This is a genomic window from Streptomyces lonarensis, assembly GCF_012033735.1.
GTDB lineage: Bacteria > Actinomycetota > Actinomycetes > Streptomycetales > Streptomycetaceae > Streptomyces > Streptomyces lonarensis.
On sequence record NZ_JAAVJD010000126.1, the window covers coordinates 1 to 15816 of the forward strand.

15 protein-coding genes and 1 pseudogene are annotated in these 15816 nt (G+C 74.7%); 3 read left to right on the forward strand and 13 right to left on the reverse strand.

Translation table 11 applies throughout. The features are described 5' to 3' along the window. From HCN56_RS15950 to HCN56_RS15970, 5 genes and pseudogenes are all read right to left on the reverse strand, one after another. Positions 1–890 (reverse strand): annotated as a pseudogene (locus HCN56_RS15950) (hypothetical protein); the annotation flags it as partial. A 4-nt stretch (positions 891–894) separates the two neighbouring features. Next, entirely contained in the window at positions 895–1053 is a 159-nt protein-coding gene (locus tag HCN56_RS15955; protein WP_167971693.1) for a DUF6760 family protein, read from the reverse strand. Continuing rightward, a complete protein-coding gene (locus HCN56_RS15960) occupies positions 1050–1538 on the reverse strand; it encodes a hypothetical protein (RefSeq protein ID WP_167971695.1) in 489 nt (162 codons plus the stop codon). Before HCN56_RS15960 ends, HCN56_RS15955 begins: the two co-directional genes overlap by 4 nt. After that, positions 1538–1981: a contractile injection system inner tube protein gene (locus HCN56_RS15965; RefSeq protein ID WP_167935190.1), complete on the reverse strand. Its 444-nt coding sequence runs from the start codon at positions 1979–1981 to the stop codon at positions 1538–1540. The genes HCN56_RS15960 and HCN56_RS15965 overlap by 1 nt, the downstream gene beginning before the upstream one ends. 136 nt (positions 1982–2117) lie before the next feature. Next, entirely contained in the window at positions 2118–3686 is a 1569-nt protein-coding gene (locus tag HCN56_RS15970; protein ID WP_167971697.1) for a phage tail sheath subtilisin-like domain-containing protein, read from the reverse strand. A gap of 478 nt (positions 3687–4164) precedes the next feature. Here HCN56_RS15970 and HCN56_RS15975 point away from each other — a divergent pair, with 478 nt between their 5' ends. Next, the gene (locus HCN56_RS15975; protein WP_312871259.1) at positions 4165–5643 is read left to right on the forward strand and encodes an RICIN domain-containing protein; all 1479 of its coding nucleotides are present in this window, start codon (positions 4165–4167) and stop codon (positions 5641–5643) included. Positions 5644–5760: 117 nt separating this feature from the next. Here the strand turns inward: HCN56_RS15975 and HCN56_RS15980 are convergent, their stop codons facing one another. From HCN56_RS15980 to HCN56_RS15990, 3 genes are all read right to left on the reverse strand, one after another. Continuing rightward, on the reverse strand, positions 5761–7803 hold the full coding sequence (locus HCN56_RS15980) for an ATP-binding protein (protein ID WP_167971699.1): 2043 nt from the start codon (positions 7801–7803) through the stop codon (positions 5761–5763). Beyond that, positions 7800–8468 (reverse strand): Pvc16 family protein, encoded by a 669-nt coding sequence (locus HCN56_RS15985; RefSeq protein WP_167971700.1) that lies wholly within the window; start codon positions 8466–8468, stop codon positions 7800–7802. The genes HCN56_RS15980 and HCN56_RS15985 overlap by 4 nt, the downstream gene beginning before the upstream one ends. A 225-nt stretch (positions 8469–8693) precedes the next feature. After that, a complete protein-coding gene (locus HCN56_RS15990; protein WP_167971715.1) occupies positions 8694–9365 on the reverse strand; it encodes a helix-turn-helix transcriptional regulator in 672 nt (223 codons plus the stop codon). Between the two features lie 410 nt (positions 9366–9775). On the opposite strand from HCN56_RS15990, the gene HCN56_RS15995 reads away from it, so the two are divergent. Further along, on the forward strand, positions 9776–10552 hold the full coding sequence (locus HCN56_RS15995) for a response regulator (RefSeq protein ID WP_167971702.1): 777 nt from the start codon (positions 9776–9778) through the stop codon (positions 10550–10552). Positions 10553–10604: 52 nt separating this feature from the next. On the opposite strand, the gene HCN56_RS16000 is transcribed toward HCN56_RS15995, so the two are convergent. Further along, positions 10605–11312, reverse strand: coding sequence for an AAA family ATPase (locus HCN56_RS16000; RefSeq protein WP_167971704.1), 708 nt, complete (start codon positions 11310–11312; stop codon positions 10605–10607). A gap of 142 nt (positions 11313–11454) precedes the next feature. Between HCN56_RS16000 and HCN56_RS16005 the strand changes: the two genes are divergently transcribed. Further along, a complete protein-coding gene (locus HCN56_RS16005; RefSeq protein WP_245246614.1) occupies positions 11455–11904 on the forward strand; it encodes a DUF4240 domain-containing protein in 450 nt (149 codons plus the stop codon). A gap of 54 nt (positions 11905–11958) precedes the next feature. On the opposite strand, the gene HCN56_RS16010 is transcribed toward HCN56_RS16005, so the two are convergent. From HCN56_RS16010 to HCN56_RS16025, 4 genes are all read right to left on the reverse strand, one after another. Continuing rightward, the gene (locus HCN56_RS16010) at positions 11959–12168 is read right to left on the reverse strand and encodes a hypothetical protein (RefSeq protein WP_167971705.1); all 210 of its coding nucleotides are present in this window, start codon (positions 12166–12168) and stop codon (positions 11959–11961) included. Between the two features lie 270 nt (positions 12169–12438). Continuing rightward, positions 12439–13281 (reverse strand): sugar phosphate isomerase/epimerase family protein, encoded by an 843-nt coding sequence (locus tag HCN56_RS16015; protein WP_167971707.1) that lies wholly within the window; start codon positions 13279–13281, stop codon positions 12439–12441. Next, complete coding sequence (locus HCN56_RS16020) at positions 13278–14462, reverse strand: dihydrodipicolinate synthase family protein (protein ID WP_167971709.1); 1185 nt, start codon at positions 14460–14462, stop codon at positions 13278–13280. The genes HCN56_RS16015 and HCN56_RS16020 overlap by 4 nt, the downstream gene beginning before the upstream one ends. Then, on the reverse strand, positions 14459–15631 hold the full coding sequence (locus HCN56_RS16025) for a Gfo/Idh/MocA family protein (protein ID WP_167971711.1): 1173 nt from the start codon (positions 15629–15631) through the stop codon (positions 14459–14461). The genes HCN56_RS16020 and HCN56_RS16025 overlap by 4 nt, the downstream gene beginning before the upstream one ends. Between the last annotated feature and the right edge of the window lie 185 nt (positions 15632–15816).

A 15816-nucleotide genomic window follows, 5' to 3' on the forward strand; every position in this document is an offset into this window, starting at 1 on the left:
GTGCCGCGCTCCGCGGGGCCCGGTGCGCCGGCCGTCCGGGCGACGACGGGCGCGGTGGTCGTCGGGACAGCGGCGGGGCCGCTGCGCGTCGGGGCGACGGGCGGGGCTGCGGCGGCCGAACGCGGTGCCTCCCGCTCGCCGGAGGGGTGGGCGGCGGCGTCGGGGTCGCCGGATGCCCGCTCCCCCGCGGCCGCCTGCCCGGAGCCGGGACCGTCCGCCCCCGTACCACCGCCGGTACGCGCCTGCCGCGTGCCGGCCGCCGGACGCGGCTCACGGCGCACGGCGGGCAGCACCCGGCGCTGCACCGGCGCGGCATCCGCCGCGGTGCGGGTCAAGGACGGTGCGGGTGCCCGGCGTTCACCGACCGGGGTGACGCGCTGCGCGGGTACGGGGAAGGCCGGGACGGCGCGGTCCGGCACCGCGGCGGCCCGCTGCGCGGAGGGCACGGGGGCCGGGGCCGCGGCGGGCGCGGCAGCCGGCGGCACCACCGGCAGGGTGCGGGACGGCGGCTCCAGGCCGGGGACGGGCCGCGAGGCGGGCGCGGTGGCACCGAGGGCGAACCGCGCGGTGGACCGCTCCAGGACACGGTGCGAGCGGGTGCCGGTCAGCGAGGGGTCCTGGAAGGTGGCGAGTCGGCCGCTGAACGCCGCGTCGGCGACGCCGCCGCTCGGGCCGACCGTGCGCTGGATCGGTCCGGAGCCCGACCAGCCGGCGTCCCGCGCCGACCGGTCGGTTCCCGCCGCAGCCGGCGCCGGGTCGGGGGAGCCGCCGGCCGGGGCGCCGGTGCCGGCGTCCGCGGTACCGGTGCCGGCACCGGCACCGGCACCGGGTCGGACCGGTGCGGCCGCGGGCACGGCCCGCGGCTGCCGGAAGCGTTCCAGGAAGCCCACGGGATCAGCCCTCCGCCCCGCTCCGGGTCACCAGCGACGCGATCTGTTCGGTCCACCGGCGCCGGTCGTGGTGCTCCATGTCCAGGATGTCGTCCATGCCCCAGTGGAAGTGGTAGGCCACGTACGCGATCTCCTCGTGCAGCCGGTCGGTCGCGTACGTCACGATTCCCCCAGGCGGCTCCCGCCGAGTTCGACCTCGAAGGGCTCGGAGCAGTGCGGGCAGGAGACCGAGGCGCGGGTGTGCCCCTCGGCGTTGATCTGCCGGTAGAAGTCCTGCAGGAACGCCAGATCGGAGGCGAACAGGTTCTCCACGACACCGTCGTGGACCGACGGCAGCGAGCCCAGCCGGGTGATGACCCGGCCCAGCAGCACCACCGAGAGGTAGGCGGCGTTCTCCTGGACGCGGACGTCCCGCAGCGGAACGAGCTCGTCCCGGGCCGTGGCCAGTCGCATGACACCGTCCTGGTGGACGGCACCATGGGCGTCGACGTAGCCGCGGGGCAGTTGGAACGGGAACTCGGTCTGCAGCCGCCGGGGTGCGGGCGGGGCCGGGTCGGCGGCGCCGGGCTGCGGCGCCGCCGGCTCGGACGCCCGGGGCGCCGGCGGGGCGGGCGCCGCGCCCGGCGCACGGGGTGCGGTGCGCCGCATTACTCGATGACCAGCTCTTCGAAGGTGATGGTCACGGTCTCGGTCAGGGCGGAGGCGTCGCCGGCCTTGACGGTGCTGGTGTCGATCTTGCTGCACCAGGCGTTGCGCATGTTGTAGCGCTTCACCTCGGTGTTCTGGTAATCCATCATGATGATCGACGCGTTCTTCCGCGCCGTGCCCATGTCGCCGGCGATGGAGTCGTTGATCCACTGCGTGAAGGCGGGCGACTCGGTCATGCCGCGGACGACGGTGCAGGTGCCGTTCTTCTTGACGCCCGGCAGGTTCCGGATCACCGGCGGGCCGTTGGCGGAGTTCTGCTGGTAGGTGATGACGTCCTGCTCCATGGAGAGACCGCTCACCTCCGCGAGGTACTCCACCATGACCCCGTCGATCTGGAGGCCGAAGTTGTGTGATGTGAGGCTGTCACCCTGCTGGAGGCTCATGTGCTCGCTGTCCTTCTCGGGGTCTCGCCCCCGCGCGGTGGGCGGCGGGGCGGGGCGGGGGTGGGGCGGTGGTGCGGGACCGGCCGGCGTCCGGCCCGGGCACTGCCGTCGGGCCGGTCACCGACAACGCGGTGGGCTACTCCTCCAGTTCGCCGCTGCCGCTGGAGAACTGGGCGAGGCGGAAGATCACGAACTCGGCGGGCTTGACCGGCGCGACGCCGATCTCGCAGATGACGCGGCCGAGGTCCACCGACTCCGGCGGGTTGGTCTCCTCGTCGCACTTGACGTAGAAGGCCTGCTCGGGGCGGGAACCGAAGAGCGCGCCGCTGCGCCACTCGTTGACGAGGAACGCGGAGGCGTTGCGTCGGATTCGGGCCCACAGCGCGTGGTCGTTGGGCTCGAAGACCACCCACTGGGTGCCCAGCAGGATGGACTCCTCCAGGTAGTTGAAGTATCGGCGGATGTTGAGGTAGCGCCAGGCCGGGTCGGAGGAGAGGGTGCGGGCGCCCCAGACGCGGATACCGCGGCCCGGGAAGGCCCGGATGCAGTTGACGCCGATGGGGTTGAGCAGGTCCTGCTCGCCGCGGGTGATCTGGATCTGGAGGTCCACCGCGCCGCGGACGACCTCGTTGGCGGGGGCCTTGTGGACGCCGCGCTCGAAGTCGTTGCGGGCCCAGATGCCGGCCATGTGGCCGCTCGGCGGGACCAGGCGCGCCCGGCCGCCGGCCGGGTCGAAGCTCTTGATCCACGGGTAGTACATGGCGGCGTACTTGGAGTCGTAGCCGGCGGTCTCCTGGCGCCAGACACGGACCTGCCGGGCGTTGAGCTGCGGCGGCGGGTCGATGATGGCGACGCGGTCGCCCATCAGCTCGCAGTGGGCGATCAGGCCGAGCTGGACAGCCTTCACCGACTCCTCGTCGATGGCGCCGCGTTCGTAGGCGGCCATCAGGTCGGGCACCGCGACCATGGAGATCTCGTCGATCGCCTCCAGGCCGCCGAACCCGGTGCGGTCCGAGGAGTCGCCCAGGTACTCGGCGGGGCCGGCGTCGCGGTCGACGGGCTCGTCCGGGGTGTGGACCGGCGCGCTCCGCGGCGCGGGCAGCGTCACCGCCTGGTTCTCGGGCCGCGCCAACTGCCCGACGGGGGCGGCCTCGGCGACGCCGATGAGCTTGGAGCGCTCCTTGACCTGGTTGACCACGTAGGCGCGGTTGTTCTTCTTGGCGGAGACGTCGAAGGACTCCACCGGCTTGCCGTCGTCCTTGACGGTGAGCGTGAACCGGTCGGCCGGGCCCTCGCCGGCGGTGTCGGTCACCTCGACGCTCAGGCGCTCCGCCTGGGCCGCCGGCAGCGCGTGCACGGTGAACGTGCCCAGCTCGGCGGGGTCGCCGGCGGTCAGCGCGGCGGGCGTGGCGGGCGCGGTCGCGGTGTCCGCGGCCTCGGGACCGCCGCCGACACGGACCACATAGGCGGCGGTACCGCCGTTGTTGAAGAAGCCGTAGACGGAGTGGGCGAGGTAGTACCCGTCCGTGAACTCCCCGAAGGACGCGACGTACTGGCTCCAGTTCGTCACCAGCGTCGGCTCGTTCAGCGGGCCGGTCGGGGCGAGCCCGACGAAGGCCGCCACCGAGGTACCCACCCCCTCGATGGGACGCGAGCCGCTGGCCACCTCCTCGACGTAGACGCCGGGTGACAGATAGGAAGGCATGTTCTGCTCTCTTCCGGGGTACGGGTGAGGAACGCTCACCAGCCTCGCGCGAGGTCACCGGCCGACGAAACGGCCGTCAGTACCGCGTGCGGGGCATCTTTTGTGCCCGCCGGGGCAGGTCGGCGCCACGGCTGCCCCCGGGGACAGAGCTCGCTGCACCACTGGTTGCCCTCCGGACCCCTGGTCGTGACACCCCGTCGGGACGAGACTGCGGCGCGTGGCCGTGCGCGGCGCCGATCGGGCCGAGGGCGGGGCACGGCCCCGCTCCCCCAGCGTTTCCGCGCCGATCTGCGCCCCGGCGTCCGAACGGCCCGGCCCCCGTGGAGCGGCCGCCGCCCGGGGCGCCGGCCGGGCCGAGCCACGCCAGGCCCTTTCGGGCAAGCGGCGCACAACCGGGCACTCCGGTGGGTCCTTTCGGTCACCAGCTGTGCCCGGCGGCTTCCTCTGACGTGGTGGACGCGCCACTAGCGTGCGAGGGGTGACCCTGTGGACCTCCCTGGAACCCTCCTCCGCCACCGTCGACCCCGGCGCCGTCACCCAGGTGCGGCTGCGGGTGCGGAACACCGGCGATGTCGTGGACGAATACCGCTTCGAGCCGGTGGGCCCGGTCTCGCCCTGGACGACGGTCGAACCGCAGACGCTGCGGCTCTACCCGGGCACGACCGGGACGGTGGAGCTGACATTCGCTCCGCCGCGGAGCCCGGACGCCACTGCCGGCCCCAATCCCTACGCCGTCCGGATCACGCCCACCGAACATCCGGAGGCGGTGACCGTTCCCGAGGGGAACCTGACCGTCTCCCCCTTCGCCGAGGTGCGCGCCGAACTGGTGCCGCCGGTGGTCAAGGGCTGGTTCCGCGGCCGTCCGCAGCTGGCGGTCGACAACCTCGGCAACACGCGCTTCACCGCCTCCGCCACCGGCGTCGGCAACGGCGACCAGCTGTCGTTCCACCTCCAGCCGAGCAACATCCAGGTGGAGCCGGGCCGCGCCGTGTTCGTCCGGACCACGATCAAGCCCCGCCAGGCCATCTGGTTCGGCAGCAAGGAGGAGCACCCCTACCGGCTGGAGCTGCAACGCTCGCAGGCCGACCCGCTGCCGGTGGAGGGCACGTTCCACCAGCGCGGCCTGCTGCCGGCGTGGCTCGCCACCGCGATGGGGGTGCTGGCCGCGTGCACCGTGGCGTTCGTCCTGCTGTGGCTCGCCCACGACCCCAAGGTCAGCAGCAGCGCCAAGGAGTTCAACGAGGTCGGCGAGGCGGTCCCGCTGCCGCCCGAGACCGAGGTCGAGGCCGAGCCGGAGGCGCCACCGGCGGAGCGGCCGGCCGACCTGCCGGTGCTGCCGGAGCTGCCGGTGGAGCCGCCCCCGCAGCCGGCGCCCGAGGAGGAACCGGCAGCGGCCGACGACGGCGGCGGCAGTGGCGGCGGGGGCGGTGCCGAGGAGGTGAAGGAGGAGACGGGCCATCCGCTGCTGCCCGCCCGGGAGGTCATCCTCTACAACGTCCACACCGAGCGGTGCGCGGGCCTGCCCGGCGAGGGCCCGGGGAAGCCCGACGGCCACGTCGTGCAGAAGGAGTGCGACCTCGACGAACCGAACCAGCGTTGGAACCTGGAGATCGCTCTGGAGAGCCACGGCCCGGACGAGGTCCAGCTCTTCGTGATCCGCAACGTCGCCGACGGCTACTGCATGGACCTGTCCGGCAAGGGCGGCCAGCCCATCCGGTCCAAGGTGGGCGGGTGGTACTGCGACTTCACCCTCCAGAACAATCAGCTCTGGTGGCTCGAGGAGCCCGTCCCCGGCAACTACTGGATTCGGAACCAGGCGAGCAACGGCTACTGCCTGGAGGTGGGCGGCTCCGCCAGCACCCGGATCGGCGCCCGGCTGGAGATCCACCAGTGCATCACGGGCCGGGACGACCGGGAGTGGCAGATCCTCACCGAGCAGGAGGCGGCCGACCTCTGACGCCGGCCCCGTCCGCCCGGAACGGCCCGCGACCGGTGGTCGCGGGCCGTTCCGGGTGTGTCCCCCGGGCGGCGCGGACGCGATGCCCGGGGCCGGTCCCCGACGGTGCGGCGTCGGCTACCAGTTGCCCTCGCCCGGCACCAGCCGGCCGGCCTTGCGGTACTCGCGCCGCGCGCCCTCCAGCAGGTCCGCCTGGGTCACCTGCTCGCCACGGCCGGCGGCGAGGTACGCCGCCGTCACGACGGCGCTGCGGATGGAGCCGCCGGCCAGTTCGAAGGTGTCGGCGAGCGCGTCGGGGCTGAGGCCGTCGACCCGCGGCACGTGCTTCAGCCCGTGGTGCCACAGCGCCAGCCGCTGTGCGGGGTCGGGGAACGGGAAGTCGACCACCATGTCGAGCCGTCGGGTGAAGGCGTCGTCGATGTTGGAGCGGAGGTTGGTGGTCAGCAGGGCGATGCCGTCGAAGGACTCCAGCCGCTGGAGCAGGTAGGCCGACTCCAGGTTGGCGTACCGGTCGTGGGAGTCCTTGACCTCCGAGCGCTTGCCGAAGACCGCGTCCGCCTCGTCGAAGAGCAGCACGGCGTCGGTGCGGTCCGCCTCGGTGAAGATCCGTTCCAGGTTCTTCTCGGTCTCCCCGACGTACTTGTCCACCACCGAGGAGAGCTGCACGACGTACAGGTCGAGCCCGAGTTCGGCGGCGACGACCTCCGCCGACAGCGTCTTCCCCGTGCCGGACTCGCCGGCGAACATGCCGAGGACTCCCCGGCCCCGCCCGCCTCCGGCGCTCAACCGCCAGTCCCCCAGCACCAGTTCCCGGTTGCGGGCGCGGGTGGCCAGCTCGCGGAGGTCGGTCAGCGGCCGCTCGGGCAGGACCAGGTCCCCCCAGTCCACATCGGGGCGGATGCGGCGCGCGTGCTGCTCCAGCCCGGACGCGGACTGCTGCCGCGCGGCGCGGCGCAGGTGCGCCGCCCCCAGCGGCGCCCCCTCGAACCGGGCGAGGTCGCGGGCGGCGCGCGCCGCGCGGTGCACCCGCTCGCCGCCGAGCCGGTACGGGGCGACGGTGGCGGCGAGGTCGAACCGCCCCGCCGCCTCCGGCCCGAGCGCGGCGGACCAGTCGAGCACGCCGGCCGTCGCCCGGCGGGGCGCGTCGACCACCAGCGGGTCGTGGCGGCACCACTGCGGGTCGTAGGGCCGCCGGTCCGCCATCAGGACCGTCACGTCGCGCTGGCCGGTGAGCGGCGCCAACAGCTCGGCCGGCTTCTCCGGCAGGGCCGGGACGACGACCGCGGCCCCGGACAGCCGCGCCTCGCGCAGCAGGGCGTCGGCGTGGTCGGCCGGCCCGTCGTAGAGCAGAACGGGGGTGGCGGTGGCGCGCAGCGCGGCCAGTGCGCAGCCGAGGCCGTCGCCCTCGCGGTGTTCGCGGAGGTGGACGACGGCCGGGCCGCGGTCCAGCAGCGCTGCGAGCCGGCCGGGGACGCCCTCGTGGTCGGCGGCGGCCGGGGGCGGGGTGCGCAGGTGCGGCGCCAGGGCGGCGTCTGGGGTGTCGTCGCCCAGCAGGTGCGCGACGAGCCGCTCGGGGACCCGCAGCCCGCGGCCGAGGAAGGGGTTGTCGGCGTCCTCGACCGCCAGCAGGCCGAGCGAGCGCAGCGGGCCCGAGGGGTGCAGCCGGGCGCGGGCGGCGACGTCGTGCGGGAGGGCGCCGCAGAGGTCCAGCGCGAGACCCACGGTGGCCCGGCGCCGGCTCACGTCGTCGTTGAGGTAGCCGTAGAGCCCTTCGAAGTCACGGTCCACCTCGGGTGCGAGGGCGAGCAGCAGGACGCCGCTGTCGAAGGCGGACAGCCCGCAGCGGGCCGCGAGGGCGGCGAGCCGGTCCTCGCCGCCCGCAGCGGCGGGCGGCGCCTCGTCCCGTGCGGCGGCGGCCGGGGCGTGCGGCCCGGGGCGGTCCGTGTTCAGCAGGTACCGGACGGCGTCCTCGGAGAGGTACAGGCCGCGCAGCGGTTCGCCGGCGGTCGGGTCGGGCCCGGCGCGGTGGTCGACGAGGTCGGCGACCCGGCTCCGGAGCCGGCGGAGCCGGGCGACGAGCGCCGCGGCATGCCCGGCCGCGGGCTCCCCGGTGGTGCCCGCGTCGACGGTCCGGTCGGGGGCGGCGGTGTCCTGGCTCATCGCTGCCGGCCCGGGCGGATGCGGCTCGCGGGGCGCTGCGCGGCGGCGATCTGGTGCGGCCGGTGGCCGCGCTCGCCGGGCGGCGGGGTGCCGTCGATGCCGCCGAGCCGGACGGCGGCTCCCGTGGTGACGGGCGGACCGGCGTCGTCGTCGGGGTGCGAGGGGAACGGCACGGTGGCCACCACGTCGAGGGAGGGCTTGAGCTCGCCGCCGAGGGCGCTCCAGATCTCCGCCAGTGAGCGCGACTCGGTCTGCGAGCCGCCGACGTTGAGGGGGACGCTCAGCCCCTGGCCGCCGAGGGCGCCCGGCAGGGTCGCGGGGGCGAGGAGCTCGTGGGGCAGCAGGGTGGCGAGGGCGGCGGCGAGCAGGCGGTGCTCGTCCTGCGGGCGCTTGGTCCAGGCGGTGACGAGGTAGGCGAGCCGGAACCAGCGCGGCGGCCGGCGGCGCTTGACGACCAGCCCTTCGCCGTCGTGGACCGGGGTGTGGCCGCGCTGCCGGAGCGAGGTCTCCTCACGGATGTCGTAGAGGTAGCTGTTGATCACCGGGCCGTTGCGGCGTGCCGCCCAGTCCCGGGTCGGGGCGTCGAAGGAGACGTCGATGCCGGAGCCCGCGAGCGCGCCGCGGGTGAGCAGTCCCTTGAGGACCTCGTCCATCTCGTGGATCACCGGTCGGTGCCTTCCCTCTCGCCGTGCCACCGCATGCCGTGCCACCGCGGTGCGGCGGCTGCCGTGCCAGCGCCCTCCGCCGGGTCCGGGCGCGGGCACGGGTGGTTCCCATCCAACCCCCCGGGCACCGCGGGCCACACCACCGCCGGGGTTGCGTCAGGGGCAACGTCTCGCCCCTGACAGGGCAACGGCCGTGTCCTTTCGGTCAGATACGAACGTGCTGGATCAGATGTAGCCTTCGCGCATCGCGTAGGCGACCGCATGCGCACGGTTACGAAGATGCAGGCGGGTGGTGAGACCGTGCACGACGTTCTTGACCGTGCGCTCCGAGTAGGCGAGCTTCGCCGCGATCTCCACCGTGTCGCGGCCGTCGGCGATCAGCCGCAGCACGTCCACCTCACGGCCGGAGAGCCCGCCGGCGGGTGCGCCCGAGCGGCCGGTGCTGACCCGGTGGAGCACACCGACCTGGTCGATCAGCCGCCCCAGCAGATCCGCGGGGAGGTCCCCCTCACCCCGGGCCGCGGCGAACACGGCCTGCGCGAGCCGGTGTTCGGTGGCCTCGTTCCGCCACACCACCGCGCCCACCCCGCACTCGATGACGTCGAGCAGCTCCGCCTCGCGCAGCGCCCCCACCACCAGCACCGCTCTGCCGCCCTCGGCCCGCACCACACGGCGCAGCCGGCCGAGCACCTCCTCGTCGAGGCCCTCGGGGACCACCACGGTGACGGTGCCCGGTCGGGCCTCCGCCTCGCCCCGGATCTCGATGTCGGGGTTCCGGCGTAACTGCACCAGGGTGCCCTCACGGGTGATCGGGTCGGGCGCGACCACGACGACGGGCGTCCTGGCGACTGGTGTCGCCGGCCGAGCGGTGCGTGCGGTGGCCGACGGGCCGTCCATGACGGCGGCCGCCTCCCCGCCCCGGTGCGATGTGTGCACTCTCTCCCCCAAGCTCTCGGGCGCCCCGCCGGACCGCGGGAACGCCTGACCCGCTCGACGCTAGTGGTGCCCGCCGCCCGTGTCGTCACACCAGGGCGGGACCCCGACTACCCCTACGGGGGTATCCGAATACCGTCCCCCGAAGTGGGCCGGGGGCGCACACCCCGGCTACGTTGACAATGCGTGCGCTTGTTCGGGCACCGATGATCGGCACGCCGGTACACGTGGGGGTGGGCGTGCGGGTCGGCGGACGGGCCGCGCGACGCCCGTGTCCCCGCGCCGTCCCGGCCCGTCCGGTGACGGCCCGCGCCGCGGCCGGCGTCCCCCCGCCGGCGGCCGGAGCGCCCACCCGACGAGGATCGGCGGTACCGGTGAACGTCTCCGTGATCGTGGCGGACGACCAGGCGCTGGTGCGCGCCGGCCTGGTGGCGCTGCTCGACGGCTCTCCCGGCATCGACGTCGTCGGCGAGGTCGGCGACGGCCGGCGCGCGGTCGAGCTGGCCGCGGACCTCCACCCCGACGTCGTCCTGATGGACGTCCGGATGCCCCGGCTGGACGGCATCGCCGCCACCCGGCTGATCGTGGGCGCCGCCGCCGGCAGCCGCCCCCGGGTCCTGATGCTGACCACCTTCGACGCCCCGGAGTACATCTACACGGCTCTGGGTGTGGGGGCGTCCGGGTTCCTGCTGAAGGACACGCCCCCCGAGCGCATCGTCTCCGCCGTCCGAACCGTCGCGGCCGGTGACATGCTGATCACCCCCGTCATCACCCGCGACCTCGTGGAGACCTACGCCCGCCACCACCGCGCGCTCGCGCTGGGCCGCACCCGGCTGGGTCCGCTCACCAACCGCGAGACGGACGTGCTGCGGCTGGTGGCCGCCGGTCTCGGCAACGCGGACATCGCCGCGCGGCTGGTCCTCAGCGAGGGCACGGTCAAGACCCATGTGAAGCGCGTGATGGGGAAGCTCGGTGTGAACAGCCGGGCCCAGGCGGTGGTGTTCGCCTACGAGTCGGGGCTGGTGGTGCCGCGTGGCCGCGTGGCGGCGGAGATGACCGTCCGGAAGCGGGAGGCCCCCGCCCCGGACCGCGTGCCCTCGCAGCGGTCCGCGCCGCGGCGGTCACAGGCGGCGGACTCCCCCGCGTGCTGACCGCGGGCGGGCCGCCCCGCCCGGGGCGTCACCCCGAAGGTCGGGCCGCGCGTCACTCCAGGACGTGGCGCAGGTAGCTCCGCGGGTCGGCGAGGTAGCGGCGCCAGTGGTCCACGAGGCGCAGCTCCTCCCAGGCCACCCGCCGTAGGCCGTCCTCGTCGAGCTCCAGGATCTCGGCGCCCGGCATCGCGGTCAGGAGGGGCGAGTGGGTGGCGCAGACGACCTGGCCGCCGTGCTCGACCACCTGCGCCAGGTGGCCGACCAGCTCCAGGCAGGAGGTGAAGGAGAGCGCCGCCTCCGGCTCGTCCAGGACGAACAGCCCCGGGCCCCGGAACTCGTCGCGGAAGGCGGCGAGGAACCCCTCGCCGTGGCTGCGGAAGTCCGGGCCGAACCCCTCGCGGTCCAGGGCGTCGCGGGCGGTCTCCGCCCGCAGGAAGAACCCCCGGCGGGCGGTGCGGGAGCCGAGCATGCGCCGGCCGCCGGCCGCCGCCTCGAACCGGACCCGCTCGCCCAGCGGCGACCGCTCCCGCGAGCCGGCGTAGCGGTGGCCCGCCGATCCGCCCCAGGGGTCGAGTCCGTACCCCTCGGCCAGCGCCTCCACCAGGGTGGACTTCCCCGAGCCGTTCTCGCCCACCAGGAAGGTGACCGGCGCGGTGAACCGCAGCCCGTCGGAGAGGAGTTCCCGGACGCAGGGGACGGTCCAGGGCCAGTCCGTCGCCTGCTCCGGCGGGACGTGGGCGTAGGCGCGTTCGACGATCATCCGCGACAGTCTGGCAGCGGCCGCCGACAGCCGCCGGGGCGCGGCCGCGGCGGGCGGGCCCGCGACCGGCACCGGACCCCGACGCGGTGCGGTCCCGCGGCCCGGGAGGGGGTTGTCGGTGGCGTCGGGCATGCTCGGCGGCATGAGCGAGACGGTGGAGATGGACGAGGCACGGTTCTGGCGGCTGATCGAGGAGTGCCGTCCGCCGTGGCCCGACCCGGACGCGGACGATCTGGCGGCGGCGCTGGTCGAGCGGCTGACGAGAGAGCCGGCGGCGGTGACCGCGGGGTTCGCGGAGACGCTGTCGCGGCTGCTCTGGGAGCTGGACCGGCGGGAGTTGGGCGAGAACGCCTCGTCCGACGCCTTCCTCTACACCCGCGCCGCGGTGGTCGCCGCCGGGGAGCACACCTACCGGGGGGTGCGGGCCGACCCGGCGCGGTTCGCGCCCTTCGCCGACGGTTTGGTGTGGGCCGAGTCGCTGCTGTACGTGCCGGACCGGGCATGGCGCCGGGTCACGGGCGAGGAGTGGCAGCGCGACACCCGCCACTGCTACGAGTCGTACGCCAACCGCGCCGGGTGGGAGCTCTGCTGAGCCGTGGGTCCGGCCCGGCGGGCCGGGCCGGACGCGGCGCGCTCGACGGGGCGCTCAGGCGCCCAGGGTGCCGCCCATCACGGCGGAGACGAAGGAGGACCACCCCGCCGGGGTGAGCGGGTCCTCGGAGCCGGCGGGCGAGGCCGGGGCGACGGCGAGGCCGCCGATGGCGGTGGTCTCCGGCACGGGGGCGCCGTCAGGACCACAGGTGAACGCGGCCCGGTCGGCGTCGACGGTGGCCGGGGCGGTCGTCATGAGGGCCATGGCAGTGCTCCTTCAGCAGCACGACTGGTACGTCCCCCTGGAATAGCCGCACGTCACCCCCGCCAAACACCGCGGAGGTAACGTTTCGGCACCCGGCCACCGCAGGTCCGGGTACGACGACGGGACCGGCAGGGCGACGGGACCGGCGGCGCCGCGCCGGGCCCCGCACGACAACGGGACCGGCAGGACGCCGGGACCGGCCCCGCCGGGGCGCTGCCCCCGCGAGACCGGTCCCGGCCCGTCACGATGCCGACGGCACCCGGCCCGCCGTCAGTCGGCGGCGACCGCGCGGTAGCGATCCACGGTCTCCCGCAGGACCTCGCGGCCGTCCCGGGCCCACATCGCCTCGTTGAAGATCTCCACCTCGATCGGGCCGTCGTAGCCGGCGGCGTCGACGGTCCGGCGGAAGTGCGCCATGTCGATGCAGCCGTCACCGATCTGGCCGCGTCCGGTCAGGACCCCGGCGGGCAGCGGGGTGACCCAGTCGGCGAGCTGGAAGCAGTGGATGCGTCCGGCCGCGCCGGCGTCGGCGATCTGCCGGTCCACGCGCTCGTCCCACCACAGGTGGTAGGTGTCGACGACGACGCCGACCGTGCCGGCGTCGAACGGCTCGGCCAGGTCGAGCGCCTGGCCCAGCGTGGAGACGGCGCAGCGGTCGGCCGCGTACATCGGGTGCAGCGGCTCGATCGCGAGCCGCACCCCGCGGTCGGCCGCGTACGGCGCCAGCTCGGCCAGCGCCTCCGCGATGCGCGCACGGGCGTCGACCAGGCCGCCGCCCTCGGGCAGGCCGCCCGAGACCAGCACGAGGGTGTCGGTGCCGACCCCCGCCGCCTCGTCGATCGCCGCCCGGTTGTCGTCGAGCACGGCCTGCCGGTCCGGGGCGGTGAAGAAGCCGCCGCGGCACAGCGAGGTGACCGTGATCCCGGCCTCGGCGAAGAGGTCGTGCGCGGCCTTGACCCCGTACTCCTGGATCGGCTCGCGCCAGAGCCCCACCGCGGTGACGCCCTGCTCGCCGCAGGCCTCGACCAGTTCCGGCAGGCCCAGCTGCTTGACGGTCATCTGGTTGATCGAGAAGCGCTCCAGCCCGGGGCCGGCAGCTGCCGCGGCGCTCATGCGGTGACTCCGTGGACGGTGAGCAGCTGCCGCATCCGGGCGGCGGCCAGCTGCGGGTCGGGGAAGAGGCCGAGTTCGTCGGCGAGCCGGTAGGCGTGGGCCAGGTGCGGCAGCGAGCGCGCCGACTGGAGCCCGCCGACCATGGTGAAGTGGTCCTGGTGCCCGGCGAGCCAGGCGAGGAACACCACCCCGGTCTTGTAGTAGCGGGTGGGCGCCTTGAACAGGTGGCGGGAGAGCGGCACCGTCGGGTCGAGGACGGCGCGGAACCCCTCGGTGTCGCCGGTGTCCAGCTTCCGGACCGCCTCGGCCGCCAGCGGCGCCAGCGGGTCGAAGATCCCCAGCAGCGCGTGGCTGAAGCCGTGGGCGTCCCCCGCGATCAGCTCGGGGTAGTTGAAGTCGTCGCCCGTGTAGCACCGCACGCCGTCCGGGAGGCGGCGGCGCAGCGCGACCTCGCGGCCCGCGTCGAGCAGCGAGATCTTGATGCCGTCGACCTTGTCGCTGTGGTCGGAGATGACCGACAGGAACGTCTCGGTGGCGGTGTCGAGGTCGGCGTCGCCCCAGTAGCCGTCCAGCGCGGGGTCGAACATCGGGCCGAGCCAGTGGAGGATGACCGGCTCCTGCGACTGGCGCAGCAGGTGGTCGTAGACCTCGGCGTACTCCTGCGGTCCGGACGCGACGGCGGCCAGCGCGCGGGAGGCCATGAGGATGGGCTGGGCGCCCGCGGACTCCACGACCTCCAGCTGCTCCTCGTAGGCGGCGCGGACGTCCTTGAGGGTGGTGCCGGCCACCGGGGTGAGCTGGTCGGTGCCGACGCCGCAGGCGATGAGCCCGCCCTCCGCCTTGGCCTCCGCCGCGGAGCGGCGGATCAGCTCGGCGGCGCCGGACCAGTCCAGCCCCATGCCGCGCTGGGCGGTGTCCATGGCCTCGGCGACGCCGAGCCCGTGCGACCAGAGGTGGCGGCGGAAGGCGAGCGTGGTGTCCCAGTCCACCACCGCGGGGTCGTCGGGGCCGGCGTCGGCGAGCGGGTCGGCCACGACGTGCGCCGCGGAGTAGACGACCCGGGAGGCGGGCGGCGGGCCCTGGGCGTCGCGCGCGACGGGCTCGGTGCGGTGCCGGTAGTGCTCCAGGCCGCCGTCCTGGGTGGGCAGGCGCAGGGTGTCCGGGGTGGGCGCGTCCGTCACAGCCGCACCTCGGGGACGTCGAGGCGGCGGCCCTCGGCGGCGGAGCGCAGGCCCAGGTCGGCGAGCTGGACACCGCGCGCACCGGCGAGGAGGTCCCACTCGTAGGGCGCGTCGGTGACGACGTGGCGCAGGAACAGCTCCCACTGCGCCTTGAAGCCGTTGTCGAACTCCGCGTTGTCGGGGACCTGCTGCCACTGGTCGCGGAAGGACTCGCCGTTGGGCAGGTCCGGGTTCCACACGGGCTTGGGGGTGGTGGAGCGGTGCTGGATGCGGCAGTCGCGCAGACCGGCCACGGCGGAGCCCTCGGTGCCGTCGACCTGGAACTCGACCAGCTCGTCGCGGTTGACCCGCACCGACCAGGAGGAGTTGATCTGGGCGACGACGCCGCCGGCGAGCTGGAAGACGCCGTAGGCCGAGTCGTCGGCGGTGGCGGTGTAGCGCTCGCCCTTCTCGTCCCAGCGCTCGGGGATGTGGGTGGCGGTCAGCGCCTGCACCGTCTCCACGCGGCCGAACAGCTCGTGGAGGAGGTACTCCCAGTGCGGGAACATGTCGACGACGATGCCGCCGCCGTCCTCGGAGCGGTAGTTCCAGGAGGGGCGCTGCGCGGGCTGGAGGTCGCCCTCGAAAACCCAGTAGCCGAACTCGCCGCGCACGGAGAGGATGCGGCCGAAGAAGCCGCTGTCGATGAGGCGGCGGAGCTTGAGCAGGCCGGGGAGGAACAGCTTGTCCTGGACCACGCCGTGCTTGATGCCGGCGTCCGCGGCCTGGCGGGCGAGGGCGAGCGCGCCGTCGAGCCCGGTGGCGGTGGGCTTCTCGGTGTAGATGTGCTTGCCCGCGGCGATGGCCTTGCCGATGGCGGACTCGCGGGCCTGGGTGACCTGCGCGTCGAAGTAGATGTCGACGGAGTCGTCGGCGAGGACGGCGTCGAGGTCGGTGGAGACCGCCGCGGGGTCCAGACCGTGGCGGACGGCCAGCTCCCGCAGGGCGTGCTCGCGGCGGCCGACGAGGACGGGCTCGGGCCAGATCACGGTGCCGTCGCCGAGGTCGATGCCGCCCTGCTCGCGGATGGCCAGGATCGAGCGCACCAGGTGCTGGCGGTAGCCCATGCGGCCGGTGACGCCGTTCATGGCGATCTTGATGGTCCTGCGTTCGGTGGCCGATGCGCTCATGGCCCCCACGTCCTTTCGTCGGGTGGTCCGGGCTGACGCCCTCCGCCGAGAGTAAGCGCTTTCTATCGTCCTGGGAAGCGGGCGCACACAGCGAAATCCCGGCGGCCACCGCAGGCGCGGCCCGCGGCGCCACCGGGCGCACCCCACGAGCGCGCCGCTGCGGGGCCGCGCCCGGCGTGCGGAGG

Excerpts from the sequence above, each read along its gene's own strand:
- HCN56_RS16025 (WP_167971711.1), bottom strand. The coding sequence starts at position 15,631 with ATGAGCGCATCGGCCACCGAACGCAGGACCATCAAGATCGCCATGAAC.
- HCN56_RS15965 (WP_167935190.1), bottom strand. The coding sequence starts at position 1,981 with ATGAGCCTCCAGCAGGGTGACAGCCTCACATCACACAACTTCGGCCTC.
- HCN56_RS16000 (WP_167971704.1), bottom strand. The coding sequence starts at position 11,312 with ATGATCGTCGAACGCGCCTACGCCCACGTCCCGCCGGAGCAGGCGACG.
- HCN56_RS16015 (WP_167971707.1), bottom strand. The coding sequence starts at position 13,281 with ATGAGCGCCGCGGCAGCTGCCGGCCCCGGGCTGGAGCGCTTCTCGATC.
- HCN56_RS15970 (WP_167971697.1), bottom strand. The coding sequence starts at position 3,686 with ATGCCTTCCTATCTGTCACCCGGCGTCTACGTCGAGGAGGTGGCCAGC.
- HCN56_RS16005 (WP_245246614.1), top strand. The coding sequence starts at position 11,455 with ATGAGCGAGACGGTGGAGATGGACGAGGCACGGTTCTGGCGGCTGATC.
- HCN56_RS16010 (WP_167971705.1), bottom strand. The coding sequence starts at position 12,168 with ATGGCCCTCATGACGACCGCCCCGGCCACCGTCGACGCCGACCGGGCC.
- HCN56_RS15990 (WP_167971715.1), bottom strand. The coding sequence starts at position 9,365 with ATGGACGGCCCGTCGGCCACCGCACGCACCGCTCGGCCGGCGACACCA.
- HCN56_RS15980 (WP_167971699.1), bottom strand. The coding sequence starts at position 7,803 with ATGAGCCAGGACACCGCCGCCCCCGACCGGACCGTCGACGCGGGCACC.
- HCN56_RS15960 (WP_167971695.1), bottom strand. The coding sequence starts at position 1,538 with ATGCGGCGCACCGCACCCCGTGCGCCGGGCGCGGCGCCCGCCCCGCCG.